This is a genomic window from Nocardioides ungokensis (genome assembly GCF_013466985.1).
Lineage (GTDB): Bacteria > Actinomycetota > Actinomycetes > Propionibacteriales > Nocardioidaceae > Nocardioides > Nocardioides ungokensis.
Genome location: NZ_CP059164.1, coordinates 437,312 through 458,912 on the forward strand (window position 1 = coordinate 437,312; position 21,601 = coordinate 458,912).

19 protein-coding genes are annotated in these 21,601 nt (G+C 71.4%); 15 read left to right on the forward strand and 4 right to left on the reverse strand.

Going from position 1 to position 21,601, the window contains the following annotated elements; all coding sequences use genetic code 11:
* Positions 1 to 21 precede the first annotated feature (21 nt).
* Together acs and H0S67_RS02215 are read right to left on the reverse strand one after the other, a co-directional pair.
* Positions 22 to 2,016, reverse strand: a complete 1,995-nt coding sequence (gene acs, locus H0S67_RS02210) for an acetate--CoA ligase (protein WP_180935264.1) — start codon at positions 2,014 to 2,016, stop codon at positions 22 to 24.
* A gap of 121 nt (positions 2,017 to 2,137) precedes the next feature.
* Positions 2,138 to 3,019 carry a class I SAM-dependent methyltransferase gene (locus tag H0S67_RS02215; RefSeq protein ID WP_180935265.1) on the reverse strand — a complete coding sequence of 294 codons (882 nt, stop codon included), beginning with the start codon at positions 3,017 to 3,019 and terminating at the stop codon, positions 2,138 to 2,140.
* A 68-nt stretch (positions 3,020 to 3,087) separates the two neighbouring features.
* On the opposite strand from H0S67_RS02215, the gene H0S67_RS02220 reads away from it, so the two are divergent.
* Positions 3,088 to 3,831: a Fic family protein gene (locus tag H0S67_RS02220; protein WP_180935266.1), complete on the forward strand. Its 744-nt coding sequence runs from the start codon at positions 3,088 to 3,090 to the stop codon at positions 3,829 to 3,831.
* Positions 3,832 to 4,082: 251 nt separating this feature from the next.
* On the opposite strand, the gene H0S67_RS02225 is transcribed toward H0S67_RS02220, so the two are convergent.
* Positions 4,083 to 4,880 carry an HAD family hydrolase gene (locus tag H0S67_RS02225; protein ID WP_180935267.1) on the reverse strand — a complete coding sequence of 266 codons (798 nt, stop codon included), beginning with the start codon at positions 4,878 to 4,880 and terminating at the stop codon, positions 4,083 to 4,085.
* 76 nt (positions 4,881 to 4,956) lie between these two features.
* A complete protein-coding gene (locus H0S67_RS02230) occupies positions 4,957 to 6,498 on the reverse strand; it encodes a PucR family transcriptional regulator (RefSeq protein WP_180935268.1) in 1,542 nt (513 codons plus the stop codon).
* A 149-nt stretch (positions 6,499 to 6,647) separates the two neighbouring features.
* Between H0S67_RS02230 and H0S67_RS02235 the strand changes: the two genes are divergently transcribed.
* The 14 genes from H0S67_RS02235 to H0S67_RS02285 all read left to right on the forward strand — a co-directional run bounded on the left by H0S67_RS02235 (position 6,648) and on the right by H0S67_RS02285 (position 21,465).
* Positions 6,648 to 8,090 (forward strand): gamma-aminobutyraldehyde dehydrogenase, encoded by a 1,443-nt coding sequence (locus H0S67_RS02235; protein ID WP_180935269.1) that lies wholly within the window; start codon positions 6,648 to 6,650, stop codon positions 8,088 to 8,090.
* Positions 8,091 to 8,100: 10 nt separating this feature from the next.
* Positions 8,101 to 9,504, forward strand: coding sequence for an APC family permease (locus tag H0S67_RS02240; RefSeq protein WP_180935270.1), 1,404 nt, complete (start codon positions 8,101 to 8,103; stop codon positions 9,502 to 9,504).
* A gap of 65 nt (positions 9,505 to 9,569) precedes the next feature.
* Positions 9,570 to 10,964, forward strand: a complete 1,395-nt coding sequence (locus tag H0S67_RS02245) for an aspartate aminotransferase family protein (RefSeq protein ID WP_180935271.1) — start codon at positions 9,570 to 9,572, stop codon at positions 10,962 to 10,964.
* A 38-nt stretch (positions 10,965 to 11,002) separates the two neighbouring features.
* Positions 11,003 to 12,130 (forward strand): alanine dehydrogenase, encoded by a 1,128-nt coding sequence (ald, locus tag H0S67_RS02250; protein ID WP_180935272.1) that lies wholly within the window; start codon positions 11,003 to 11,005, stop codon positions 12,128 to 12,130.
* Positions 12,127 to 13,023 (forward strand): pyridoxal 5'-phosphate synthase lyase subunit PdxS, encoded by an 897-nt coding sequence (pdxS, locus tag H0S67_RS02255; RefSeq protein ID WP_180935273.1) that lies wholly within the window; start codon positions 12,127 to 12,129, stop codon positions 13,021 to 13,023. Before ald ends, pdxS begins: the two co-directional genes overlap by 4 nt.
* Before the next feature lie 2 nt (positions 13,024 to 13,025).
* Positions 13,026 to 13,208 (forward strand): hypothetical protein, encoded by a 183-nt coding sequence (locus H0S67_RS02260; RefSeq protein ID WP_180935274.1) that lies wholly within the window; start codon positions 13,026 to 13,028, stop codon positions 13,206 to 13,208.
* Positions 13,209 to 13,242: 34 nt separating this feature from the next.
* Positions 13,243 to 14,484, forward strand: a complete 1,242-nt coding sequence (locus H0S67_RS02265) for a serine hydrolase domain-containing protein (RefSeq protein ID WP_180935275.1) — start codon at positions 13,243 to 13,245, stop codon at positions 14,482 to 14,484.
* On the forward strand, positions 14,481 to 15,950 hold the full coding sequence (locus tag H0S67_RS02270) for a biotin carboxylase (protein ID WP_180935276.1): 1,470 nt from the start codon (positions 14,481 to 14,483) through the stop codon (positions 15,948 to 15,950). The genes H0S67_RS02265 and H0S67_RS02270 overlap by 4 nt, the downstream gene beginning before the upstream one ends.
* Positions 15,951 to 16,127: 177 nt before the next feature.
* On the forward strand, positions 16,128 to 17,240 hold the full coding sequence (locus H0S67_RS02275) for an APC family permease (protein WP_219635440.1): 1,113 nt from the start codon (positions 16,128 to 16,130) through the stop codon (positions 17,238 to 17,240).
* Positions 17,189 to 17,632, forward strand: coding sequence for a hypothetical protein (locus tag H0S67_RS23050; protein WP_219635441.1), 444 nt, complete (start codon positions 17,189 to 17,191; stop codon positions 17,630 to 17,632). Before H0S67_RS02275 ends, H0S67_RS23050 begins: the two co-directional genes overlap by 52 nt.
* An 8-nt stretch (positions 17,633 to 17,640) precedes the next feature.
* Positions 17,641 to 18,837 carry an aldehyde dehydrogenase family protein gene (locus H0S67_RS23055; protein ID WP_246355057.1) on the forward strand — a complete coding sequence of 399 codons (1,197 nt, stop codon included), beginning with the start codon at positions 17,641 to 17,643 and terminating at the stop codon, positions 18,835 to 18,837.
* Positions 18,837 to 19,136 (forward strand): hypothetical protein, encoded by a 300-nt coding sequence (locus tag H0S67_RS24240; RefSeq protein WP_246355058.1) that lies wholly within the window; start codon positions 18,837 to 18,839, stop codon positions 19,134 to 19,136. The genes H0S67_RS23055 and H0S67_RS24240 overlap by 1 nt, the downstream gene beginning before the upstream one ends.
* Positions 19,133 to 20,281: a CaiB/BaiF CoA transferase family protein gene (locus H0S67_RS02280; protein WP_246355059.1), complete on the forward strand. Its 1,149-nt coding sequence runs from the start codon at positions 19,133 to 19,135 to the stop codon at positions 20,279 to 20,281. Before H0S67_RS24240 ends, H0S67_RS02280 begins: the two co-directional genes overlap by 4 nt.
* Positions 20,278 to 21,465: an acyl-CoA dehydrogenase family protein gene (locus tag H0S67_RS02285; RefSeq protein WP_180935278.1), complete on the forward strand. Its 1,188-nt coding sequence runs from the start codon at positions 20,278 to 20,280 to the stop codon at positions 21,463 to 21,465. Before H0S67_RS02280 ends, H0S67_RS02285 begins: the two co-directional genes overlap by 4 nt.
* Positions 21,466 to 21,601 lie beyond the last annotated feature (136 nt).

Consider the following 21,601-nt stretch of genomic DNA (forward strand, 5'->3'; position numbering starts at 1 on the left):
GGGCCGACTCGGCGTCAGGGGTCAGTCCTCGGACTTGCCCGAGTCGATGCCCTGCGAGATCAGGTCCATGACCGAGGAGTCGGCGAGGGTGGTGACGTCGCCGACCTCGCGGTGCTCGGCGACGTCGCGCAGCAGGCGCCGCATGATCTTGCCCGAGCGGGTCTTGGGCAGCTCGGCGACGATCATGATCTGCCGCGGCTTGGCGATCGCGCCGATCTCCTTGCGGACGTGGTTGCGCAGCTCCTCGACGATGTCCGCGCCGCCGTCACCGGCCTCCTCGCGCAGGATCACGAACGCGCAGACGGCCTGACCGGTGTCCTCGTCCTTGGCGCCCACGACCGCGGCCTCGGCGACCTTGGGGTGCGAGACCAGCGCCGACTCGATCTCGGTCGTCGAGAGCCGGTGACCGGAGACGTTCATGACGTCGTCGACGCGGCCGAGGACCCAGATGTCACCGTCCTCGTCCTTCTTCGCACCGTCGCCGGCGAAGTAGAAGCCCTGCTTCTCGAAGCGCGACCAGTAGGTCTCCTTGAACCGCTCGTCGTCGCCCCACAGGGTGCGCAGCATCGAGGGCCACGGCTGGGTCAGCACGAGGTAGCCACCGGAGCCGTTCGGGACCGGGACCCCCTCGTCATTGACGACCTCGGCGGCCACGCCGGGGATGGGGGTCATCGCGGAGCCCGGCTTGCCGGCGGTGACGCCGGGCAGCGGGCTGATCATGATCGAGCCGGTCTCGGTCTGCCACCAGGTGTCGACGACCGGCGTGCGGTCGCCGCCGATGACCGAGCGGTACCAGATGTACGCCTCGGGGTTGATCGGCTCGCCGACGGAGCCGAGCAGCCGCAGCGACGACATGTCGTGGCGGTCCGGGATCTCGCGGCCCTGCTTCATGAACGAGCGGATCGCGGTGGGGGCGGTGTAGAAGATCGTCACGCCGTACTTCTCGATGATCTTCCACCAGCGGCCGCGCTCGGGGCTGTCCGGGACGCCTTCGTACATCACCTGGGTCGCGCCGTTGGCCATCGGCCCGTAGACGATGTAGGAGTGGCCGGTGACCCACCCGATGTCGGCGGAGCACCAGTAGACGTCCGTCTCCGGCTTGAGGTCGAAGATCGACCAGTGGGTGTACGCCGAGCCCACGAGGTAGCCGCCGGTCGTGTGCAGGATGCCCTTCGGCTTGCCGGTCGTGCCCGAGGTGTACATGACGTAGAGCGGGTGCTCGGCGTCGAAGAACTCGCATGCGTGCTCGGCCGAGGCGGAGTCGACGGCGTCGTGCCACCACACGTCGACCGAGTCGTCCCAGTCGACCTCCTGGCCGGTGCGACGCACGACCAGCACCTTCTCGACGGTGAAGCCGTTCTCCGCGGTCTTGGCGCGGGCCTCGTCGACCGCCGGCTTGAGCGCGGAGGCCGCGCCGCGGCGGTAGCCGCCGTCGGAGGTGATGACGACCTTGGCCTGGCAGTCGACGAGCCGGGTCGCGAGGGCGTCGGAGGAGAAGCCGCCGAAGACCACCGTGTGCGGGGCGCCGATGCGGGCGCAGGCCAGCATGGCCACGACCGCCTCGGGGATCATCGGCAGGTAGATCGCGACACGGTCGCCGGTCCGCACGCCCAGCTCGGTCAGCGCGTTGGCCGCCTTGCAGACCTCGTCCTTCATCTCGGCGTAGGTGATCGTGCGCGCGTCGTCCTCGGGCTCGCCGACCCAGTGGAAGGCGACCTTGTCCCCGTGGCCGGCCTCGACGTGCCGGTCGACGCAGTTGTACGCCGCGTTGAGCCGGCCGCCGACGAACCACTTCGCGAAGGGCGGGTTGTCCCAGTCCAGCACCCGGTCCCACTTCTGGTCCCAGTCGAGGCGCTCGGCCTGCTCGGCCCAGAAGGACTCCCGGTCCTCGGCCGCCCGCTCGTAGGCCTCGGCCTTGAGGTTGGCGTGCTCCGCGAGCTCGGCCGGCGGCTCGAACCGGCGCTCCTCACGGGACAGGTTGGCCAAGGTCTGTTCAGAAGGGGTCTCTGCGCTCACGGTGTCTCCCGAATCTCAGCTCGATGTGGCTCACGCCACCCTAGGACGTGGGTCCCGGCCGTGGATACGTGCCGCGGTCAGAGTGCCCCGCGCCCGGTTGGTCGCAGGTTGCCTTGCCGGGTCAGCGGAAGTCGATGAGCAGCATGTCGGTGTCGGTGCCGTCGGAGACCTCGCGCTCCTCGCCCGGCGCCGCGGCGTCTCCGTGCGGCTCCTCGGCGGAGTCCTCGTCGTCGTGGTGCGGCTGCTGGTCGATCACGGCCGCGCGGAAGCAGTCGGCCGAGTAGGGCAGCTGCATCCCGTCCATGCCGCGCCCGAAGTCGTCGTAGAACGCGAGGACCTCGGCCAGCTTCGCGGCACGGGCCTCCTCGTCGAGGACGGCGACGTTGGAGCGGGACAGGACGAGGTCCTGGATGGACTCGCGGTCGACGGTCTGCCAGAAGCGGAAGGTGGCGTCCTCGACGAAGCCGAACAGCGCCGACTGGACCAGCGGCCCGACCGGGTCCCGGAGCTGGTCCTGGGTCCCGATCAGCGCGCCGAGGCGGCGTACCCACGGGATCCGCTCGTCGCGCTGGTTCCACACCAGCGCCAGGCGGCCACCGGGCCGCAGGACGCGCGCGATCTCGGGCAGCGCCCGGTCCAGGTCGAACCAGTGGAACGCCTGGGCGCAGACCACCACGTCCACCGAGCGGTCCGGCGCCGGGATCTCCTCGGCGGACGCCACCGAGGTGCGGACGTCGGGGAGGTCGCGGCGCAGGATGTCGAGCATCGCGGTGTCGGGATCGGTGGCGTGCACGTCGTGGCCCAGGGCCACCAGCTCCGCGGTCAGCTTGCCGGTGCCGGCGCCCAGCTCGAGCACGGTCACCGGGGTCTTGCCGACGAGCCAGACCGCCGCCTCGCGGGGGTACGACGGGCGGCCGCGGTCGTAGGCGGCGGCGACCGACCCGAAGGATCGGGCCCAGTCCGCGGCCGGGCCGGTGGGTGGGGGCTGGCGCGCGTCACTCATCACGACCACGGTACCGGGCAGGGGCCACCCGATCGGGACCCCGGCGCCGCGCCCTAGCCTTCATGGCCATGAGCACGGATCCGCTGGCCTGGCTGACGACCCTGGAGGGCGTGCCGTCGGCGTACGCCGCGGCCCGGGACGGGATCGACGTGGTCCTGCGCGACCGTGGCCTGCGCCGCACGTCACCCGAGACGACCGCCGAGTCGCTGCTCCGCGGTGCGCACGCGAGCGCTGCGCTCGAGGGCTCATCGTCGTCGCTGGCCGAGGTGCGCGCCGGGACCGGGGACGCGGTGGCCCAGGACGCCGTCCGGGTCTCGGCCGAGCTCTTGTCGCTGTCGCCGCTGCTCTCCCGCGCCCCGCTCCAGGCGCTGGCGCGGATCCACGCGCTCGCCGCCTCGGCGTCGCTCCCGCAGGAGCAGCTCGGCCGGCCCCGGGACGCCGCGTCCGCCGACCGGCTGCGGGCTCTGGCCGAGCTGCTGACCGCGCCCACCTCGGTGCCGGCCCTCGTGGTCGCCGCGGTCGTCCACGCCGACCTCGCCACCGCCGCGCCGTTCGCGTCGCACAACGGGGTCGTCGCCCGGGCCACCGAGCGCCTGCTGCTGGTCGGCCGCGGGGTGGACGAGAAGTCGCTTGTCGTCCCGGAGGCCGGCCACCTCGCGCTGCGGCCGGCGTACGAGTCGAACCTGCGGGGGTACGCCGACGGCGGACCCGCCGGCGTGCACGCGTGGGTGCTCTACGCGGCCGAGGCGTACGCCGCGGGCGCCGAGGCGAGCCCGCTGCGCCGACCCGCCGAGGACCAGGCCGCCGAGTAGCTCCGGACGTGCGAGCGGCACCCGACTCGAAGAGATTCGGATGCCGCCGCTGACACGTGATCCGTTGGCTACCAGGCGTGCATCATCAACTGCTGCCCCGGGAAGATCCCGGTGTGCAAGCGCCCTGTAGGAAGGGTGGATCGCCGCGTGGGTACCCGGATCACGTGCTGCCCTGTGGAGTTCTGACCCTGTTTCTACGCCGCTGCGGTCAGGTGTTCAAGGGTTGACATTCGGCGCCGCTGCGCGACAGATCAGGCGAGGCGTCGTTTGCGGGCGCTGGCCCACATCACGCCGCCGAACGCGACGACTCCGCCGACGGCCAGGGCGGCCAGCGTCTGCCGCGCCGGGGGGAACGGGACCCGGCTGCGCAGCGTGACCGGCTTGGTGAAGACCAGCACCGGCCAGCCGTTGGAGGCGGCGATCCGGCGCAGCTCGCGGTCGGGGTTGACCGCGTGCGGGTGGCCGACGGCCTCCAGCATGTGCACGTCGGTCACCGAGTCGCTGTAGGCATAGCTGTGCTCGAGGTCGTAGCCCATCAGGTCGGCGAGCTCGCGGATGGCGCGGGCCTTCTCCTCGGCGTACGCGTAGTACTCGATGCTGCCGGTGTACTTCCCGTCCTCGATCTCCATCCGGGTGGCGACCACCCGGTCGGCACCGAGCATCTCGCCGATCGGACCGACCACCTCGGTCCCGGAGGTCGAGACGATCACCACGTCGCGGCCGGCGAGGTGGTGCTCCTCGATGAGGGAGACCGCCTCGTCGTAGACCAGCGGGTCGACGATGTTGTGCAGGGTCTCGGCGACGATCTCGCGCACCGTCGCCACGTCCCAGCCCGCGCAGAGCTGCGACATGAACTGCCGCATCTTCTCCATCTGGTCGTGGTCGGCGCCGCCGACGAGGTAGACGAACTGGGCGTAGGCCGAGCGCAGCACCGCGCGCCGGGAGATCAGGCCGCCTGCCTGGAAGGGACGACTGAACGCCAGGGTGCTCGACTTGGCGATGATCGTCTTGTCGAGGTCGAAGAAGGCCGCGGTGGGGCGGGGCGCCATGGGCTCATCGTAGGTGCGGGCGCCGACCCAGCGCGGCCGGACCGGGCAGCGGAGTGTCCCGTGCGCGCTCGCCGGGTCACTGTGACGAGGGTGCCGGGCCCCCGGGTCGGCTCATCAGCGCGAGCAGCAGCAGCACCCGGGTCTCGGCACTGTCGAGCGTGAGCCCGGTCAGCTCCTCCACCCGGGCCATCCGGGCGCGCAGCGTGTGCCGATGCACACCGAGGGCTCGCGCTGCCGTCTCCCAGGACCCGTTGTGGTGCAGGAAGGCCTCCAACGAGGGCACCAGGTCCGCCTCCCGGGCGGTGGCCCCGCGCTCCAGCGCGTCCAGCGCCGGCCCCGCCAGCGTCCAGATCCGCGAGCGGACCGTCTCGTCCTCGACGACCGCACCCAGTGTCAGCTCGTCGAACCAGCCGACGCTGCGCCGCGCGCGCTGTGCGGACGCCGCGGCCTGCTCGGCCGAGGCGATGGCCGTGGCCACGTCGGCCTGCGGCAACGAGCCGCTGACGCCGATGACGACCCGCCCCATCCCCGCCTCCTCAGCGGCCGAAGCGAGCACCTCCACGAGGTGGCGGGTGTCCTGGGCCCGGAGCAGCGCGGCCACGCCGCCCTCCAGCCTGGTCACCACGTGCGGCAGAGCGCTGGACTCGAGCTGGTCGGAGACCACCTGGAGCAGCCGCGGGCGGCTGCGCGGAGCCTTGACGACCGCGAGCATCACCGGGTCGGTGGGGGCGAACCCGAAGTGGTGCAGGTGACGCACGAGGGACCCGGCTTGCTGGCCGGGGTGCAGCAGCAGGTCCAGGAGCGTTCCCCCGAGCGCGTGGTACGCCGCGACGAGCTCGGCCGGCCAGTCCAGCTGCAAGGTGATCAGGCCGGCGGCCTGGTTGAGGAGCAGCCGGTCAGTGGCCGTCGGTGGGGTGTGGTGGTGCACCGCCAGCCAGCCCACCACCGCGGACCGACCGCGGAGCGACTGGATCTCCAGGGTGCCCCGCTGGGTCTCGATGCCGACGGCGCCCCCGTGCGCTTCCCGGGACAGCCGCCGCCACTGCGCGCCGACCAGGTCGATCAACGCGCTGTCCCGCGTCGAGGAGGCCATCACCGCGCCGTACTCGTCGAGCACCACCGGGTCGCAGTGCAGCTCCCTGTCGAGTACCCCGACCAGGCCGGTGAGGCCGCCGCGAACGGCGGCCCGTGTGATCCGCCGCTGGTGGGTGAGGGCTTCCTGGAGCGACTCCAGCTCCTGCTCGGAGAGCCGTCGGGCGACCGCCTGGGTGATCGCGATGAACGGCGTCGGCAGCGGCACCTCCACCAGGGGGACGCCTCGCTCGGCGCAGGCGTCGACGATGGGCACGGGGATCTCGTCGTAGCGGATGCCGACCCCGAAGCCGATGCCCGCCACCCCGCAGTCGGCGAGGCCCTCGACGTACGCGCGCTGCTCACGAGCGGACCGGGCCAGCCGCAGCCCGGTGGTGAGCACGAGCTCGCCGCCGTTGAGCCACGGGGTCGGGTCACCCACGTCGATGGCGTGCGCCCAGGTGACCTCCTGGGCGGTGGGGACGTCGGTCACCAGGCGCAGGCCCAGGTCGGGGCGGTCGAGGAGCCACTCCAGGGTCACGGTCACGGGGCCTCCTGAGAGCCCTGCCACATCGCACAGTGGCGACGCCCGAACTTCGCCGTTCTGTCCATCAGACGGGCTCAATCCCGACCCTACTCTCGAATGAGCGCGTGGGGAGCGTCACACCAGAGACCCGAGCAGACCCAAGGAAGACCATGTCCCAGCTGAACCTCCAGAACTTCGTCGGCGGCGAGTACGTCGACACCCGCGACGGCCGTCGGAGCGACCTCGTGGACCCGTCCACCGGAGAGGTCTACGGCCGCGCGCCGGTCTCCGGGCCGGCCGACGTCGACCTCGCCTTCGAGAGCGCCGCGAAGGCGTTCGAGGGCTGGCGGTCGACCACCCCCGCCCAGCGACAGGAGGCCCTGCTCCGCATCGCCGACGCGGTCGAGGCGCGGGCCGAGGAGCTGGCCGAGGCCGAGAGCCGCAACACCGGCAAGCTCGTCCCGCTCATCCGGGCGGAGGAGATCCCGCCGATGGTCGACCAGATCCGGTTCTTCGCCGGGGCGGCGCGGGTCCTCGAGGGCCGTGCGGCCGCTGAGTACATGGAGGGCCACACCTCCTGGATCCGCCGCGAGCCGGTCGGCGTCGTCGGCCAGGTCGCCCCTTGGAACTACCCGATGATGATGGCGGTCTGGAAGTTCGCCCCGGCGCTGGCCGCGGGCAACACCGTCGTGCTCAAGCCGAGCGACTCCACCCCGGTGACGTCGCTGCTGCTCGCCGAGATCGCCTCGGAGTTCCTGCCGGCCGGCGTCCTCAACGTCGTGTGCGGCGACCGCGTCACCGGCAACCTCGTCGTCAGCCACCCCACCGCGCAGATGGTGTCGATCACCGGCTCTGTCGGCGCCGGCAAGGAGGTGGCCCGCGCGGCAGCCGACGACGTCAAGCGGGTGCACCTCGAGCTCGGCGGCAAGGCGCCGGTCGTGGTCTTCGACGACGCTGACATCGAGGCGGCCGCGGAGGGCATCGCCATCGCCGGCTACTTCAACGCGGGCCAGGACTGCACCGCCGCCACGCGGGTCCTGGTGGCCGACGCCGTCCACGACGAGTTCGTCGCCGCGCTTGCCGAGCAGGCGCGCGCCACGCGCACGTCGTACGAGGGCGGCCGTCACGACGAGGAGGCCCTGGTGCCGCCCGTCAACAACGCGCAGCAGCTGGAACGGGTGCTGGGCTTCCTGGACCGGGTGCCCGACCACGCGACGGTCGTCGTCGGTGGACGGCGTCAGGGCGACCGCGGCTTCTACGTCGAGCCCACCCTCGTCACCGGGCTCGAGCAGGACGACGAGCTCGTCCAGAACGAGGTCTTCGGACCCGTCATCACCGTGCAGACGTTCCGCCACGAGGAGGAGGCGCTGGCCAAGGCCAACGACGTCCCCTACGCGCTGGCGTCCTCGGTGTGGACCCGGGACCTCGGCCGCGGACTGCGCATGTCGCAGCGCCTCGACTTCGGCTGCGTGTGGATCAACACGCACATCCCGCTCGTCGCCGAGATGCCGCACGGCGGCTTCAAGCACTCCGGCTACGGCAAGGACCTGTCCATGTACGGCCTCGAGGACTACACGCGCGTCAAGCACGTGATGGCCAGCATCGAGAGCTGAGGAGACGACCATGGCGCAGCAAGGCGGGCTGAAACGATCCCTCGGACTGTGGGCGATCGTGGCCCTCGGTCTCGGCTACATGACCCCCACGGTCCTCTTCGACACGTTCGGCATCGTCACCCAGCAGACGAACGGCGTCGTGCCCCTGGCCTACCTGCTGGCGCTCGTGGTCATGATCTTCACGGCGATCAGCTACGGACGGATGTCCAAGGTGTTCCCCACCGCGGGCTCGTCGTACACGTATGCACGTGAGGCGATCCATCCCCGGGTGGGCTTCATGGTCGGCTGGGCGGCGCTGCTCGACTACCTCCTGCTGCCCCTGGTCAACGCCCTGATCATCCGGCTCTACATGACCTCGCTGTTCCCTGCTGTCCCCGGCTGGATCTGGGTCGTGGTCTTCGTCGCCGGTGTCACCGCGATCAACGCGTGGAGCCTCAACTCCACCTCCAGGCTGAACTTCGTCCTGGTCGTGTTCGCGGTGGTGCTGATCGCGGTCTTCCTGGTGCTCGCGGTCGTCCAGCTCTCGCGGGGCATGGGCGACGGCACCCTGCTGACCACCAAGCCGCTCTTCCACTCCGGGATCCACGCGACGGCCGTGCTCACGGGCGCCACCGTGGTCTGCTTCTCCTTCATCGGGTTCGACGCGATCACGATGTACACCGAGGAGGCCCGGGACCGGCGGCACGTGCCGAAGGCGATCATCATCACCCTGCTGATCGGCGGCGCCATCTTCCTGGCCGCCGGGTACGTCGCGCAGGCGGTGTTCCCGACCGTCGCCGGTTTCCACCAGACCGACGACACGCTCCCGGAGATGGCGCTCCTCGTGGGCGGGAGGTTCTTCCAGATCCTCTTCGTGGCCGCCGCTTTCGCGGCCACGGTCGCCTCGGCGCTCGCCTCGCACGCCAGCGTCTCGCGGCTCCTGCACGTGATGGGGCGCAACCGCGTCCTGCAGCCGGCACGTCTGTTCGCCTACGTCCACCCGAAGCGCGGTACGCCGGTCTACGCGACCATCGCGGTCGGAGTCGTCTCCCTGCTGGCGATCACGCCGAGCCTGGAGCTGGTCGCCTCGATGATCAACTTCGGCGCCCTCATTGCCTTCACCTTCGTGAACCTGTCAGTGATCGGCTACTTCGTGTTCCGGCGTCGTGAGCACCACACCGTGAAGCAGATCGCCACCAACGTGCTGCTGCCCGTGGTCGGCACCGCGATGACCGGAGTCCTCTGGAGCTTCCTGCACCGCGACGCGCTCATCGTCGGGCTCTCGTGGGCCGCCATCGGCGTCGTCTACGCGGTCGTGCTCAGCCGGATCACCGGGCGGAGCGTGACCGACATCGACCTCGGCGACCACGGCGCCGACGGCGACCCCGGCGACTCCGGCGACGAGGAGATCGCCCCGGAGCTGGTCACCGTGTAGCTCCTCCGCCCCTCCTCCCTCAACCCACCACCACCCCGCATCACCAGACGAGAGCTGTGAGAGTCATGCCCGAAAACACCTTCACCTTCGACCAGAACCAGTACGACCACCTCCAGAGGTCCGCCAAGGACCACCTGTGGATGCACTTCACCCGCCACTCGACGTACGCCGAGGCCGACGTGCCGCTGATCGTGCGCGGCGAGGGCGCCTACGTGTACGACATCCACGGCAACCGCTACCTGGACGCGCTCGCGGGACTGTTCGTGAACCAGCTGGGCCACGGCCGCACCGACCTCGCGGAGGCCGCTGCCAGGCAGGCGAGCCAGCTGGCGTACTTCCCGCTGTGGTCCTACGCGCACCCCACCGCGGTCGAGCTCGCCGAGCGGGTCGCCGCCTACGCCCCGGGTGACCTGAACCGCGTCTTCTTCACCACCGGCGGTGGCGAGGCGGTCGAGGCGGCCTGGAAGCTCGCCAAGAACTACTTCAAGCTCACCGGCAAGCCGACGAAGCACAAGGTGCTGTCGCGGACCATCGCCTACCACGGGACCACCCACGGTGCTCTTTCGATCACCGGGCTGCCCGGGCTCAAGCAGCCCTTCGAGCCGCTCGTGCCCTCGACGTTCCGGGTGCCGAACACCAACATCTACCGGGCCCCGATCCACGGTGACGACCCCGAGGCCTTCGGCCGGTGGGCCGCGGACCAGATCGCCGTGCAGATCGAGAACGAGGGCCCGGACACCGTGGCCGCGGTCTTCCTCGAGCCGGTGCAGAACGCCGGTGGCGCCTTCCCGCCCCCGCCCGGCTACTTCGAGCGGGTCCGCGAGATCTGCGACGAGTACGACGTGCTGCTGGTCTCCGACGAGGTCATCTGCGCCTTCGGCCGGCTGGGCCACATGTTCGGTGCGGAGCGCTACGGCTACCAGCCGGACATCATCACCTGCGCCAAGGGCATCACGTCCGGCTACGCCCCGCTCGGCGCGATGATCGCGTCGGACCGGCTGATGGAGCCCTTCCTGAAGGGCGACAACACCTTCCTGCACGGCTACACCTTCGGCGGCCACCCGGTCGCCACCGCGGTGGCGCTGGCGAACCTGGACGCCTTCGAGAAGGAGGGCGTGCTCGAGCACGTGCGCGCCAACGAGGAGTCGTTCCGACTCACGTTGGACAAGCTGGCCGGCCTGCCGATCGTGGGCGACATCCGCGGGGCGGGCTACTTCTACGGCATCGAGCTCGTCAAGGACAAGGTCACCAAGGAGACGTTCGACGAGGCCGAGTCCGAGCGGCTGCTGCGCGGGTTCCTCTCCAAGGCGCTGTTCGACGCAGGTCTCTACTGCCGCGCCGACGACCGCGGCGACCCGGTCATCCAGCTCTCGCCGCCGCTGATCTGCGACCAGTCGCACTTCGACGAGATCACCCAGGCGCTGGAGTCGGTCCTCACCGAGGCCAGCGACCTCCTCTGACCACCCCCACATCCACGAGCACGAAAGGCGGAACCGCCATGCGTATCGGCATTCCGAAGGAAGTCAAGAACCACGAGTACCGGGTCGCCATCACGCCCGTCGGCGTGCACGAGCTCACTGCCCACGGTCACGAGGTGTACGTCGAGCGGTGCGCCGGGGTCGGCTCCTCGATCAGCGACGAGGAGTACCTGGCCTCGGGCGCGAAGGTCCTCGACACGGCCGACGACGTGTGGGGCACCGCCGACATGGTGCTCAAGGTCAAGGAGCCGGTGGCCGAGGAGTACCACCGGATGCGGGAGGGGCAGACGCTGTTCACCTACCTGCACCTGGCGGCGGACAAGCCGCTGACCGAGGAGCTGATCAAGCGCCAGGTCACCGGGATCGCCTACGAGACGGTGCAGCTGCCCTCGGGTGGGCTGCCGCTGCTCTACCCGATGTCGGAGGTCGCGGGCTGCCTGGCGCCGCAGGTGGGCGCCTACTCGCTGCTCAAGGCCCAGGGGGGTCGGGGCGTGCTGATGGGTGGCGTGGGCGGGGTCGCCAACGCCAAGGTCGTGATCATCGGTGCGGGGGTCTCGGGGCAGAACGCCGCGAACATCGCGCTGGGCATGGGGGCCGACGTGACCCTGCTGGACACCGACCTGGACAAGCTGCGGATGTCGTTCTGGCGCTACAACAACCGGGTGCACGGGCTGGCCTCGTCCAAGCTGGCCATCGAGCAGCAGGTCCGCGAGGCCGACATGGTCATCGGTGCGGTGCTGATCCCGGGTGCCAAGGCGCCCAAGCTGGTCACCAACGAGCTGGTCTCGCAGATGAAGCCGGGCTCGGTGCTGGTCGACATCGCGGTGGACCAGGGTGGCTGCTTCGAGGACACCCACCCGACCACGCACGCGGACCCGACGTACACGGTGCACGACTCGACGTTCTACTGCGTGGCGAACATGCCCGGCGCGGTGCCGAACACCTCGACCTACGCCCTGACCAACGCGACCATGCCGTACGCCGTGGCGCTGGCCAACAAGGGCTGGGCCCAGGCGTGCCGCGACGACCACTCCCTGGCCCTGGGCCTGAACACCCACGCCGGCCAGCTCACGAACGCGCCCGTCGGCGAGGCGGTCGGCATCGACGCGGTCAGCGTCGACCAGGTCCTGGACGGGGCGCCGGCATGAGCGAGGCAGCTGTCGTCCCGGGCACGATGCGCGTGAAGCGCGGCATGGCCGAGATGCTCAAGGGCGGCGTGATCATGGACGTGGTCACCGCCGAGCAGGCGAGGATCGCCGAGGACGCCGGCGCGGTGGCCGTGATGGCGCTGGAGCGGGTTCCGGCCGACATCCGTGCCCAGGGCGGGGTGTCGCGGATGAGCGACCCGGACATGATCGACGGGATCATCGAGGCGGTCTCGATCCCGGTGATGGCCAAGGCCCGGATCGGTCACTTCGCCGAGGCGCAGGTGCTGCAGTCCCTGGGTGTGGACTACATCGACGAGTCCGAGGTGCTGACCCCGGCCGACTACGCCAACCACATCGACAAGTGGGCCTTCACGGTGCCGTTCGTGTGTGGGGCGACCAACCTGGGTGAGGCGCTGCGCCGGATCACCGAGGGTGCGGCGATGATCCGCTCCAAGGGCGAGGCCGGCACCGGGGACGTGTCGAACGCGGTGACCCACATGCGCACCATCCGTCGCGAGATCCGCCGCCTGGGTGGGCTGGAGGCCGACGAGCTGTACGTCGCGGCGAAGGAGCTGCAGGCGCCCTACGAGCTGGTCAGGGAGGTCGCGGAGAAGGGCAAGCTCCCGGTGGTGCTGTTCACCGCCGGCGGCATCGCGACCCCGGCGGACGCGGCGATGATGATGCAGCTGGGCGCCGAGGGCGTCTTCGTGGGCTCGGGCATCTTCAAGGCCGGCAACCCCGCGCAGCGGGCCGAGGCGATCGTGAAGGCCACGACCTTCTTCGACGACCCCGACGTGGTCGCCAAGGTCTCCCGCGGCCTGGGCGAGGCGATGGTCGGCATCAACGTCGAGGAGCTCCCGCAGCCCCACCGCCTCGCCGAGCGGGGGTGGTGACGGTGCCCGGCACGACGTACGCCCCCCACACCGACACCCGGGACGTCGACACCCGGGACGACACGGCCGCACGGACCCGCCACCTGCGCGCCCTCGGCCGGCAGATCGACACCCGGCTCGGCACCTTCCCCTTCGACCACGCCCGACTCGCCTGGCTCGAGTCCTACGGCGACGTCGACCGCTGACCCGCCCCATCACGAGCCCTTGAGAGGAGCCCCCATGACGGGGACAGAACAGCCGGAGGCCACGCTGGCGAACTGGCAGGACCCGCCACACAACCGGTGGAGCTTCCTGCACCTCGACCAGGTGGTGGCGACCCGTCGCGTCCACCGCGGGGAGAAGGTCGCTGCGGCACGGTCCACAGACCTGGGGCTGGACCCCGCGGAGATCGAGTCGCTGCGCCTGGTCCGAGCCAGCGGTGCCGTGGACACGGTGGCCGGCGTGGTCCGCGACACGGAGACCGACGGCATGCTGGTGCTGCACGACGGCGCCGTCGTCTACGAGCACTACGGACCGTCGATGTCCGCGGACCAGCCCCACCTGCTCATGTCGGTGACGAAGTCCTTCGTCGGCGCGGTCGCCGCCACCCTGCTCGACACCGGGATGCTGGAGCGCGAGACCCGGGTCGCGGACGTCGTTCCCGAGACCCGGGGGACCGGCTACGGGGACACCACGGTCGGCGACCTCCTCGACATGCGGTCCGGGGTGCGCTTCTCCGAGGCCTACCTGGATCCGGAGTCGGACGTCCGCCGCATGGAGCACGCGGTCGAGTGGCGACCCCGCGTGCCGGGCATGCCGGGCTCGCTGTACGACTTCCTGGTGACCCTGGTGGCGGACCGGCCGCACGGCGGGGTCTTCCACTACCGCTCCGCCGAGACGAACATGATCGGCTGGGTCTGCGAGCGGGCGGCGGGTGCGCCGATGCAGGAGCTGCTGAGCGGCCTCGTCTGGTCGCGACTGGGTGCCGAGCACGACGCGATCTTCAGCGTCGACCCCTTGGGCACCGCCATCCACGACGGAGGGCTCGCCGCCACGTTGCGCGATGTGGCCCGGTTCGGCCAGGCGCTCCTGGACGACGGCCGGTCGCCGGCCGGCGAGCAGGTGCTCCCGGCCTGGTGGGTCCGGGACACCCTCGACGGCGGGCACGACTCCAAGTCGGCCTTCGCGCACAGCCCGTCCCTGACCGGCATGCCCGGGGGCCACTACCGCAACCAGATCTGGGTGCCCTACCCCGACCGCGAGGTGCTGCTGTGCCTGGGCATCCACGGCCAGATGGTCCTCGTCGACCGGGTCGCGCGCACCGTCGGCGTGAAGCTCTCGAGCTGGCCGGTCCCCCTGGACCCGGGCCGACACCTGGACACGGTGGCGGCGTTCCACGCCATCACCGACCACCTGACCGGCGGGGACTCGGCCCCGACGAACACGACCAACCCGAAGATCGACACCGAGGAACACCGATGACCACCGCCACCCGGACCCGGCTGCGCAACATCGCCGAGATCCGCAGCTTCTTCCGCACCAACGAGCAACCGATCTACTTCGTCGGCCCGACCGGCTTCAACCTGCTCGGGCTCGACCGCTGGGTCCGCAACTTCAACTACGTGACCTACTACGACACGTGGGACGGAGCGCACCCGCGGATGATCGTGCCGCCCCGAGGCGACGAGCAGTTCGAGTCGTCCGAGGAGATCACCAACCACCTGCTGCGCCACCCCTACGTGCAGCAGCGGCTGGCCGAGCGGGGCGGCCGGCCCAAGGTGGCCGCCGTCTTCTTCGACGCCGAGACCGAGGAGATCTGCGCGGAGCTGGGCTACGACCTGATCCTGCCCTCGCACCAGCTGCGGTCCTACCTGGACTCGAAGGTCACGACCACCCGGCTCGGCAACGAGGGTGGCGCACCGAGCGTGCCGAACGTGATCACGACGGTCTCGTCGTACGACGAGCTGCTCCTCGTGGCCGACCTCGCCGGGCTGGGGAGCGACCTGGTCGTCCAGCTGCCGTACGGCGACTCGGGTCAGACGACCTTCTTCGTGGCCGGCGAGGACGACTGGCGCGACTGTGCGGACGACCTGGTCGACAACGAGGTCAAGGTGATGAAGCGGATCCGGCACACCGCGGCCGCGGTCGAGGCCGTGATCACCCGCCACGGGACCGTCGTGGGCCCGTTCATGACCGACCTGACCGGCTACCCGGAGCTGACGCCCTACCAGGGCGGCTGGTGCGGCAACGACCTCTTCCCCGAGGCGCTCAGCGACGAGCACCGGGCACAGGCGACGCGGCTCGTGTCCCGGCTCGGTGACCGGCTGGCCGTCGAGGGATACAAGGGCTTCTTCGAGGTCGACGTCCTCATCGACCTCGACACCGACGAGGTCTACCTCGGCGAGCTCAACCCACGGATCTCCGGTGCCTCGTCGATGACCAACGTGACGGCAGGGGCGTACGCCGACATCCCGCTGTTCCTCTTCCACCTCCTGGAGTACCTCGACGTCGACTACGACCTCGACGTCGAGGAGGTCAACGAGCGGTGGCGCGAGCTCGCCTCGGTCGACGTGTGGAGCCAGCTGATCATGAAGGAGCCGACGGGACCGGTGGAGCGGATCCTCGCCGCACCCCGCACCGGCCAGTGGTCCCTCGCCGAGGACGGGTCGATCTCGTTCCGGCGCGCAGCCCTGGACTGGCACGGCCTGCAGGACGACACCGAGTTCTTCTTCCTGCGGGTCTACGGTCCCGGCGACTACCGGTTCGAGGGAGCCGACCTGGGCGTCCTCGTGACCAAGGGCCGGCTCCAGACCGACGACCCGAAGGAGCTCACGGCCCGGTGCCGCCGGTTCATCGAGGCCATCCGGGCGCGCTACGTGAGCCAGCCACCGCTGTCCTCGATCGAGCCGGCCCTGCCGTTCTCCGCCCTGGGCACGTCTGCCCTCTGACCTCGCCCCACCACGACGACGACCCCCGTCGTCCTGCCGAAGCCGATGGCCATTCCGGCGGGACGACGAGGGCCAAGTTCGCCGGATCGTCCATCTGACGGCGTCCGGTCCCAGCCCTAGCGTTCCCAGCAGCGCCCGTGACGTCGGTCACGGGCCGGATGGTTCAAGGAGCCACGCATGACTGTCACCACCGACAAGCCTCTCGAGCACCCCGACGACGACGCCCATCTGGCGGCCCTCGGGTACACCTCGGACTTCAAGCGCGACATGAACCTGTGGGGGAACTTCTCCCTCGGCTTCACGTACCTCTCGCCCGTCGTGGGCGTCTACAGCCTGTTCGCCTTCGCCCTCGGCACCGGAGGGCCTCCGATGATCTGGGCGGTGGTCCTTGCCGCCGTCGGCCAGCTCCTGGTCGCGCTGGTCTTCGGTGAGGTCGTGGCCCAGTTCCCGGTCTCGGGCGGCATCTACCCCTGGGCCCGCAGGCTCTGGGGCAGGCGCTGGGCGTGGATGACCGGCTGGGTCTACATCACCGCCCTGGTGGTCACGATCGCCAGCGTGTCCTACGGGGCCGGACCGTTCGTCGCGATGCTGCTGGGCATCGACCCGTCGGTCAACGTCACGATCGCGTGCGCCCTGGGCGTCATCGCGCTGGCGACGGTGCTCAACCTCGGTGGCACCACCCTGCTGGCCCGGGCTGCCTTCTTCGGCTTCGCCGCCGAGCTGGCGGGAGCCGTCGTCGTCGGCGGCTGGCTGCTGCTGGCGCACCGCGAGCACGGTCTCGGCGTGCTCGTCGACTCGTTCGGTGCTCAGGGATCCGGCTCGTACCTGCCCGCGTTCCTCGCGTCCGCGCTGATCGGCGTCTACCTCTACTACGGCTTCGAGGCCTGCGGCGACGTGGCCGAGGAGGTGCGCAACCCGGGTGTGCAGATCCCCCGGTCCATGCGGATGACCATCTACATCGGCGGTGCCGCGTCGTTCTTCATCACCCTGGCCCTGCTCCTGGCCGTCCCGGACTTCGGCGCGGTCATCTCCGGTGCCGACCCGGACCCGGTCACCACCGTCCTGCGTGACGCCTTCGGTCCGCTCGGGTTCCGCATCGTGGTCGGCGTCGTGCTCATCTCGTTCGTCTCCTGCGCCCTGAGCCTGCAGGCCGCAGCCAGCCGTCTGGTCTACTCCTACGCCCGCGACGAGATGATGCCCGCGAGCTCGGTCTTCGCCCGGTTCCCGCCCGGCGCGCGGTGCCGCCGTACGCCCTGGCGCTGGCCGCGATCGTCCCGGCCGTCATCGTGATCGGCTCCAAGGTGTCGGCGGACGCCCTCACCAAGATCGTCTCGTTCGCGGCGCTCGGCATCTACCTCGGCTTCATGATGGTGGTCCTCGCCGCACTGCGCGCCCGCCTGCGCGGATGGCGGCCCAGCGGGAGGTTCACCCTCGGTCGCTGGGGGCTGGCCGTGAACGTCGCCGCGCTGGTCTACCAGGTCGGGGCCGCCACCAACATGGCGTGGCCGCGCACGCCCGACGCCGCCTGGTACGACAACTGGATCGTGCTGCTGTCCGCGGGCCTCGTGGTCGGCGTCGGTGCGCTCTACATGGTCATCGCCAAGCCCCACCACAGGTCCGAGGCGCCGCACGGCGACGCCGTCCCGGTCCCCACCCACGCCGCGGCCCCCGTCGAGGCCTGAGGAGAGCCATGACGGTCGAGACGAGCCACGACCCGCGGACGGGCGTCCGGTTGGCGAGTGTCGAGGTCACGCACCCGAACACCTTGTGCGAGGTGACCGGGCTGGCGGCCCAAGCGGCGCCCGTGGTGGCCGCGACCCCGCCGCGAGAGCGGGCGCGCTGGCTGGAGGCAGTGGCGGCGGACCTCGAGCACCCCAGGATCGCCGGCGAGCTCGTGGCGCTCGCGGACGCCGAGACGGCGCTCGGCGAGGCCCGCCTGGTGGCCGAGCTCGCGAGGACGGCCGCGCAGCTCCGGTTCTACGCGTCCGTCGCCGCCGAGGGCTCCTACCTAGGGGCGACGCTCGACCCGGCGTCGGGGACGACCCCGGCGCTGGGCCGGGTGCACGTCCCACTCGGTCCGGTCGCAGTGTTCGGGGCGAGCAACTTCCCGTTGGCGTTCGGCGTGCTGGGCAACGACACCGCCTCGGCGCTCGCCGCGGGCTGCCCGGTCGTCGTCAAGGCGCACCCGGCGCACCCGCAGCTGTCACGGCGTCTGGTCGACATCGCGGTCTGGGCACTCTGTGCGGCCGGCGCCCCCGACGGCACCGTGGGGATGGTCGCCGGCTTCGAGGCAGGAGGCGCGCTGGTGCGCTCCGAGCATGTCTCGGCCGTCGCCTTCACCGGTTCCCAGCGGGGCGGCCTGGCGTTGTGGCAGGCAGCGAACGACAGGCCCGTCGTGATCCCGGTCTTCGCGGAGATGGGGACGGTGAACCCGGTCGCGGTCACGCCGGCAGCGGGCCGCGACCTCCCCACGATCGCTAGCGGTTTCGTGGACCGTTCACCCTCACCTCGGCACCGGGCAGTACTGCACGAAGCCGGGCCTGCTGCTGGCGCCCGCCGGCCGGGGTGCCTCGCACCTGGTGGCGCGGGCCCTCGCCGACTCCGCCACCGGGGGCTGGGCGCTCACCGAGGGCATCGCGGCGGCGGCCCTCGCCGGTGTCGACCAGCTCGTCGCGGCGGGCGCGTCGGTGGTGGGGCGGGTCCCGGGTCCGACCGGAGGCTGGTCGATGCCGGCCGTCGTGCTGGAGGCGCCGCTGGCCGCCCTGCGCGCCGGGAGCCCCCTGCTCGAGGAGTGCTTCGGGCCCGTCGCTCTGGTGGCCGAGTACGACGACCTGGCCGAGCTCGACCAGCTGCTCACCCGGCTCCCGGGCCCTGGCCGCCTCGGTGATGACGGCCGGTCCCGACGACCCGGACACCGGCCGACTGGTCGCGGGCCTGTCCCGACTCGTCGGCCGTGTGGCGGTCGACCAGTGGCCGACCGGGGTCGCCTTCTCCTGGGCCCAGCAGCACGGCGGGCCGTGGCCGGCCACGTCGGCGCCGCAGACGACGTCGGTCGGCGCCGCCGCCCTGGGGAGGTTCGTCCGACCGGTCACCTACCAGCAGGTCCCGGACGCCGCACTGCCCCCGGCGCTCCGCGCGGCCAACCCGTGGGGACTGCCCCGGCGGGTGGGAGGGGTGCTCTCGTGACCGCGCCCCTCGAAGGCGTGGTCGTCGCCGACTTCAGCCGGGTGCTCGCCGGGCCGCTCGCGACCAGCACCCTGGCCGACCTCGGTGCGGAGGTCGTCAAGGTCGAGCGTCCGGCGACCGGCGACGACACCCGCGCCTGGGGCCCGCCCTGGACCGAGACCGGCAGCTCCTACTTCGCGTGCGCCAACCGCTCCAAGAAGAGCCTGGAGCTGGACCTGCGTGACCCCGACGACCTGCGCGTGGCGGAGGAGCTCGTGTCCCGCGCCGATGTCCTGGTCGAGAACTTCCGGACGGGGACCCTGGACCGGCTCGGGCTCGGGTACGAGCGGGCCCGCGCGCTCAACCCGGGCCTCGTCTACTGCTCGGTGAGCGGGTTCGGGGCCGGGGCCGGCGCGGACCTCCCCGGCTACGACTTCGTCGTCCAGGCCGTGGGCGGGCTGATGAGCATCACCGGGGACGCCGACGGCGAGCCGACCAAGGTGGGCGTCGCCCTGGTGGACGTGCTCACCGGCAAGGACGCGGTCATCGGGATCCTGGCCGCGCTCGCCGACCGGGAGCGGACCGGGCTGGGCCAGCACGTCGAGGTGAACCTGCTCTCCAGCCTGCTGGGCGGGCTCGCGAACCAGGCGTCGGCGTACCTCGCGACCGGCGTGGCGCCGACCCGCATGGGCAACCAGCACCCCTCGATCGCGCCGTACGAGACGCTGCGCTGCCGGGACGGGCTGATCGCCGTGGCCTGCGGCAACGACGGCCAGTTCGTGCGCCTGGTCAAGGCCCTGGCCCTGGGGGCACTGGCCGAGGACGAGCGCTTCGCGACCAACCCGGCACGGGTCGAGCACCGGGAGGCGCTCGTCGCCGCGCTGGAGGGGGTGCTCGGTCGGCACGACGCGGAGCACTGGCAGCGGGTCCTGACCGAGGCCGACGTACCCGTCGGTGTCGTGGGGGACGTGGGCGCCGGCGTCCGCCGGGCCGAGGAGCTCGGGCTCCGGCCGACCGTGGACCTGCCCGCTCCGCACGCCGCCCAGGTCCGCCACCCGATCACCTACTCGCGCAGCTCGGTGCGCGAGCCCACGCCGCCGCCGGCCCTCGGCGAGCACAACGACCAGGTCCGCCGTTGGTTGACCGACGAGATGAGGAGACCATGACCACCACGCACGCCCCCGCACTCGACACGCTCGACCTGGCGGGCATCGACACGCTGCTGACCACCGACGAGAAGGACGTGCGCGCAGCGGTCCGGCAGCTCTGCGCCACCCGCGTCGATCCTCACGTCGCCGACTGGTTCGAGAGCGGCGAGATCCCCGACGTCCGGGCCCTGGCCAAGGAGCTCGGGTCGCTGGGCCTGCTCGGCATGCACCTCGAGGGTCACGGCTGCGCCGGCATGACGGCCACCGAGTACGGCATCGCGTGCCTCGAGCTCGAGGCGAGCGACTCCGGCCTCCGCTCGCTGGTCTCCGTCCAGGGGTCGCTGGCCATGTTCGCGATCCACCGGTTCGGGAGCGAGGAGCAGAAGCAGGAGTGGCTCCCTCCGATGGCCGCGGGCGAGGCGATCGGGTGCTTCGGGCTGACCGAGCCGGACTCCGGCTCGGACCCCGGCAGCATGCGCACGCGCGCCCGGCGGGAGGGCGACGACTGGGTCCTGGACGGCCGGAAGATGTGGATCACCAACGGGTCGATCGCCGACGTGGCGGTCGTGTGGGCCCAGACCGACGACGGGATCCGCGGCTTCGTCGTACCGACGGCGAGCCCCGGCTTCTCCGCTCCGCTGATCCGGCACAAGCTGTCGCTGCGGGCATCGGTGACCAGCGAGCTCGTGCTCGACGGCGTTCGGCTGCCGGGCAGTGCGGTGCTGCCGCACGCGTCCGGGCTCGGCGGTCCGCTCTCCTGCCTGAACGAGGCGCGCTTCGGGATCGTGTGGGGTGCGATGGGCGCGGCCCGGTCCGCGCTCGAGACGGCGCTGGACTACACCATGGACCGGGAGCAGTTCGGTCGCCCCGTGGCCGGCTTCCAGCTCACCCAGCAGAAGCTGGCCGACATGGTCCTGGAGTACTCCAAGGGCGTGCTCCTCGCCCTGCACCTGGGCCGGCTCAAGGACGCCCACGCGCTGCGACCCGAGCAGGTGAGCCTCGGCAAGCTCAACAACGTGCGTGAGGCCCTCGAGATCTGCCGTACGGCGCGCACGATGCTCGGCGCCAACGGGATCTCGCTGGAGTACCCCGTGATCCGGCACATGACCAACCTCGAGTCGGTGCTCACCTACGAGGGGACGGTGGAGATGCACACGCTGGTGGTCGGCCAGGCGCTCACGGGCATCCCGGCCTTCCGCTGAGCATCGGCCGCCCGGTCGGCGTCCCTCGGGGTTGACGACGGCGGGCCGGTCAGTGTCCCCAGTGCCTCCTTCGGGCTTCGTCGTCCACAACCCCTGCGCGACGGGCTGGTGGCCCGGCCGCGCCGCGGGGCAGCCT

Bases quoted from the DNA above. Each gene is read 5' to 3' on its own strand.
- H0S67_RS02215 (WP_180935265.1), bottom strand. From the start codon at position 3,019: ATGAGTGACGCGCGCCAGCCCCCACCCACCGGCCCGGCCGCGGACTGG.
- H0S67_RS02220 (WP_180935266.1), top strand. From the start codon at position 3,088: ATGAGCACGGATCCGCTGGCCTGGCTGACGACCCTGGAGGGCGTGCCG.
- H0S67_RS02225 (WP_180935267.1), bottom strand. From the start codon at position 4,880: ATGGCGCCCCGCCCCACCGCGGCCTTCTTCGACCTCGACAAGACGATC.
- H0S67_RS02235 (WP_180935269.1), top strand. From the start codon at position 6,648: ATGTCCCAGCTGAACCTCCAGAACTTCGTCGGCGGCGAGTACGTCGAC.
- H0S67_RS02240 (WP_180935270.1), top strand. From the start codon at position 8,101: ATGGCGCAGCAAGGCGGGCTGAAACGATCCCTCGGACTGTGGGCGATC.
- H0S67_RS02245 (WP_180935271.1), top strand. From the start codon at position 9,570: ATGCCCGAAAACACCTTCACCTTCGACCAGAACCAGTACGACCACCTC.
- ald (WP_180935272.1), top strand. From the start codon at position 11,003: ATGCGTATCGGCATTCCGAAGGAAGTCAAGAACCACGAGTACCGGGTC.
- pdxS (WP_180935273.1), top strand. From the start codon at position 12,127: ATGAGCGAGGCAGCTGTCGTCCCGGGCACGATGCGCGTGAAGCGCGGC.
- H0S67_RS02265 (WP_180935275.1), top strand. From the start codon at position 13,243: ATGACGGGGACAGAACAGCCGGAGGCCACGCTGGCGAACTGGCAGGAC.
- H0S67_RS02270 (WP_180935276.1), top strand. From the start codon at position 14,481: ATGACCACCGCCACCCGGACCCGGCTGCGCAACATCGCCGAGATCCGC.
- H0S67_RS02275 (WP_219635440.1), top strand. From the start codon at position 16,128: ATGACTGTCACCACCGACAAGCCTCTCGAGCACCCCGACGACGACGCC.
- H0S67_RS23055 (WP_246355057.1), top strand. From the start codon at position 17,641: ATGACGGTCGAGACGAGCCACGACCCGCGGACGGGCGTCCGGTTGGCG.
- H0S67_RS24240 (WP_246355058.1), top strand. From the start codon at position 18,837: ATGACGGCCGGTCCCGACGACCCGGACACCGGCCGACTGGTCGCGGGC.
- H0S67_RS02285 (WP_180935278.1), top strand. From the start codon at position 20,278: ATGACCACCACGCACGCCCCCGCACTCGACACGCTCGACCTGGCGGGC.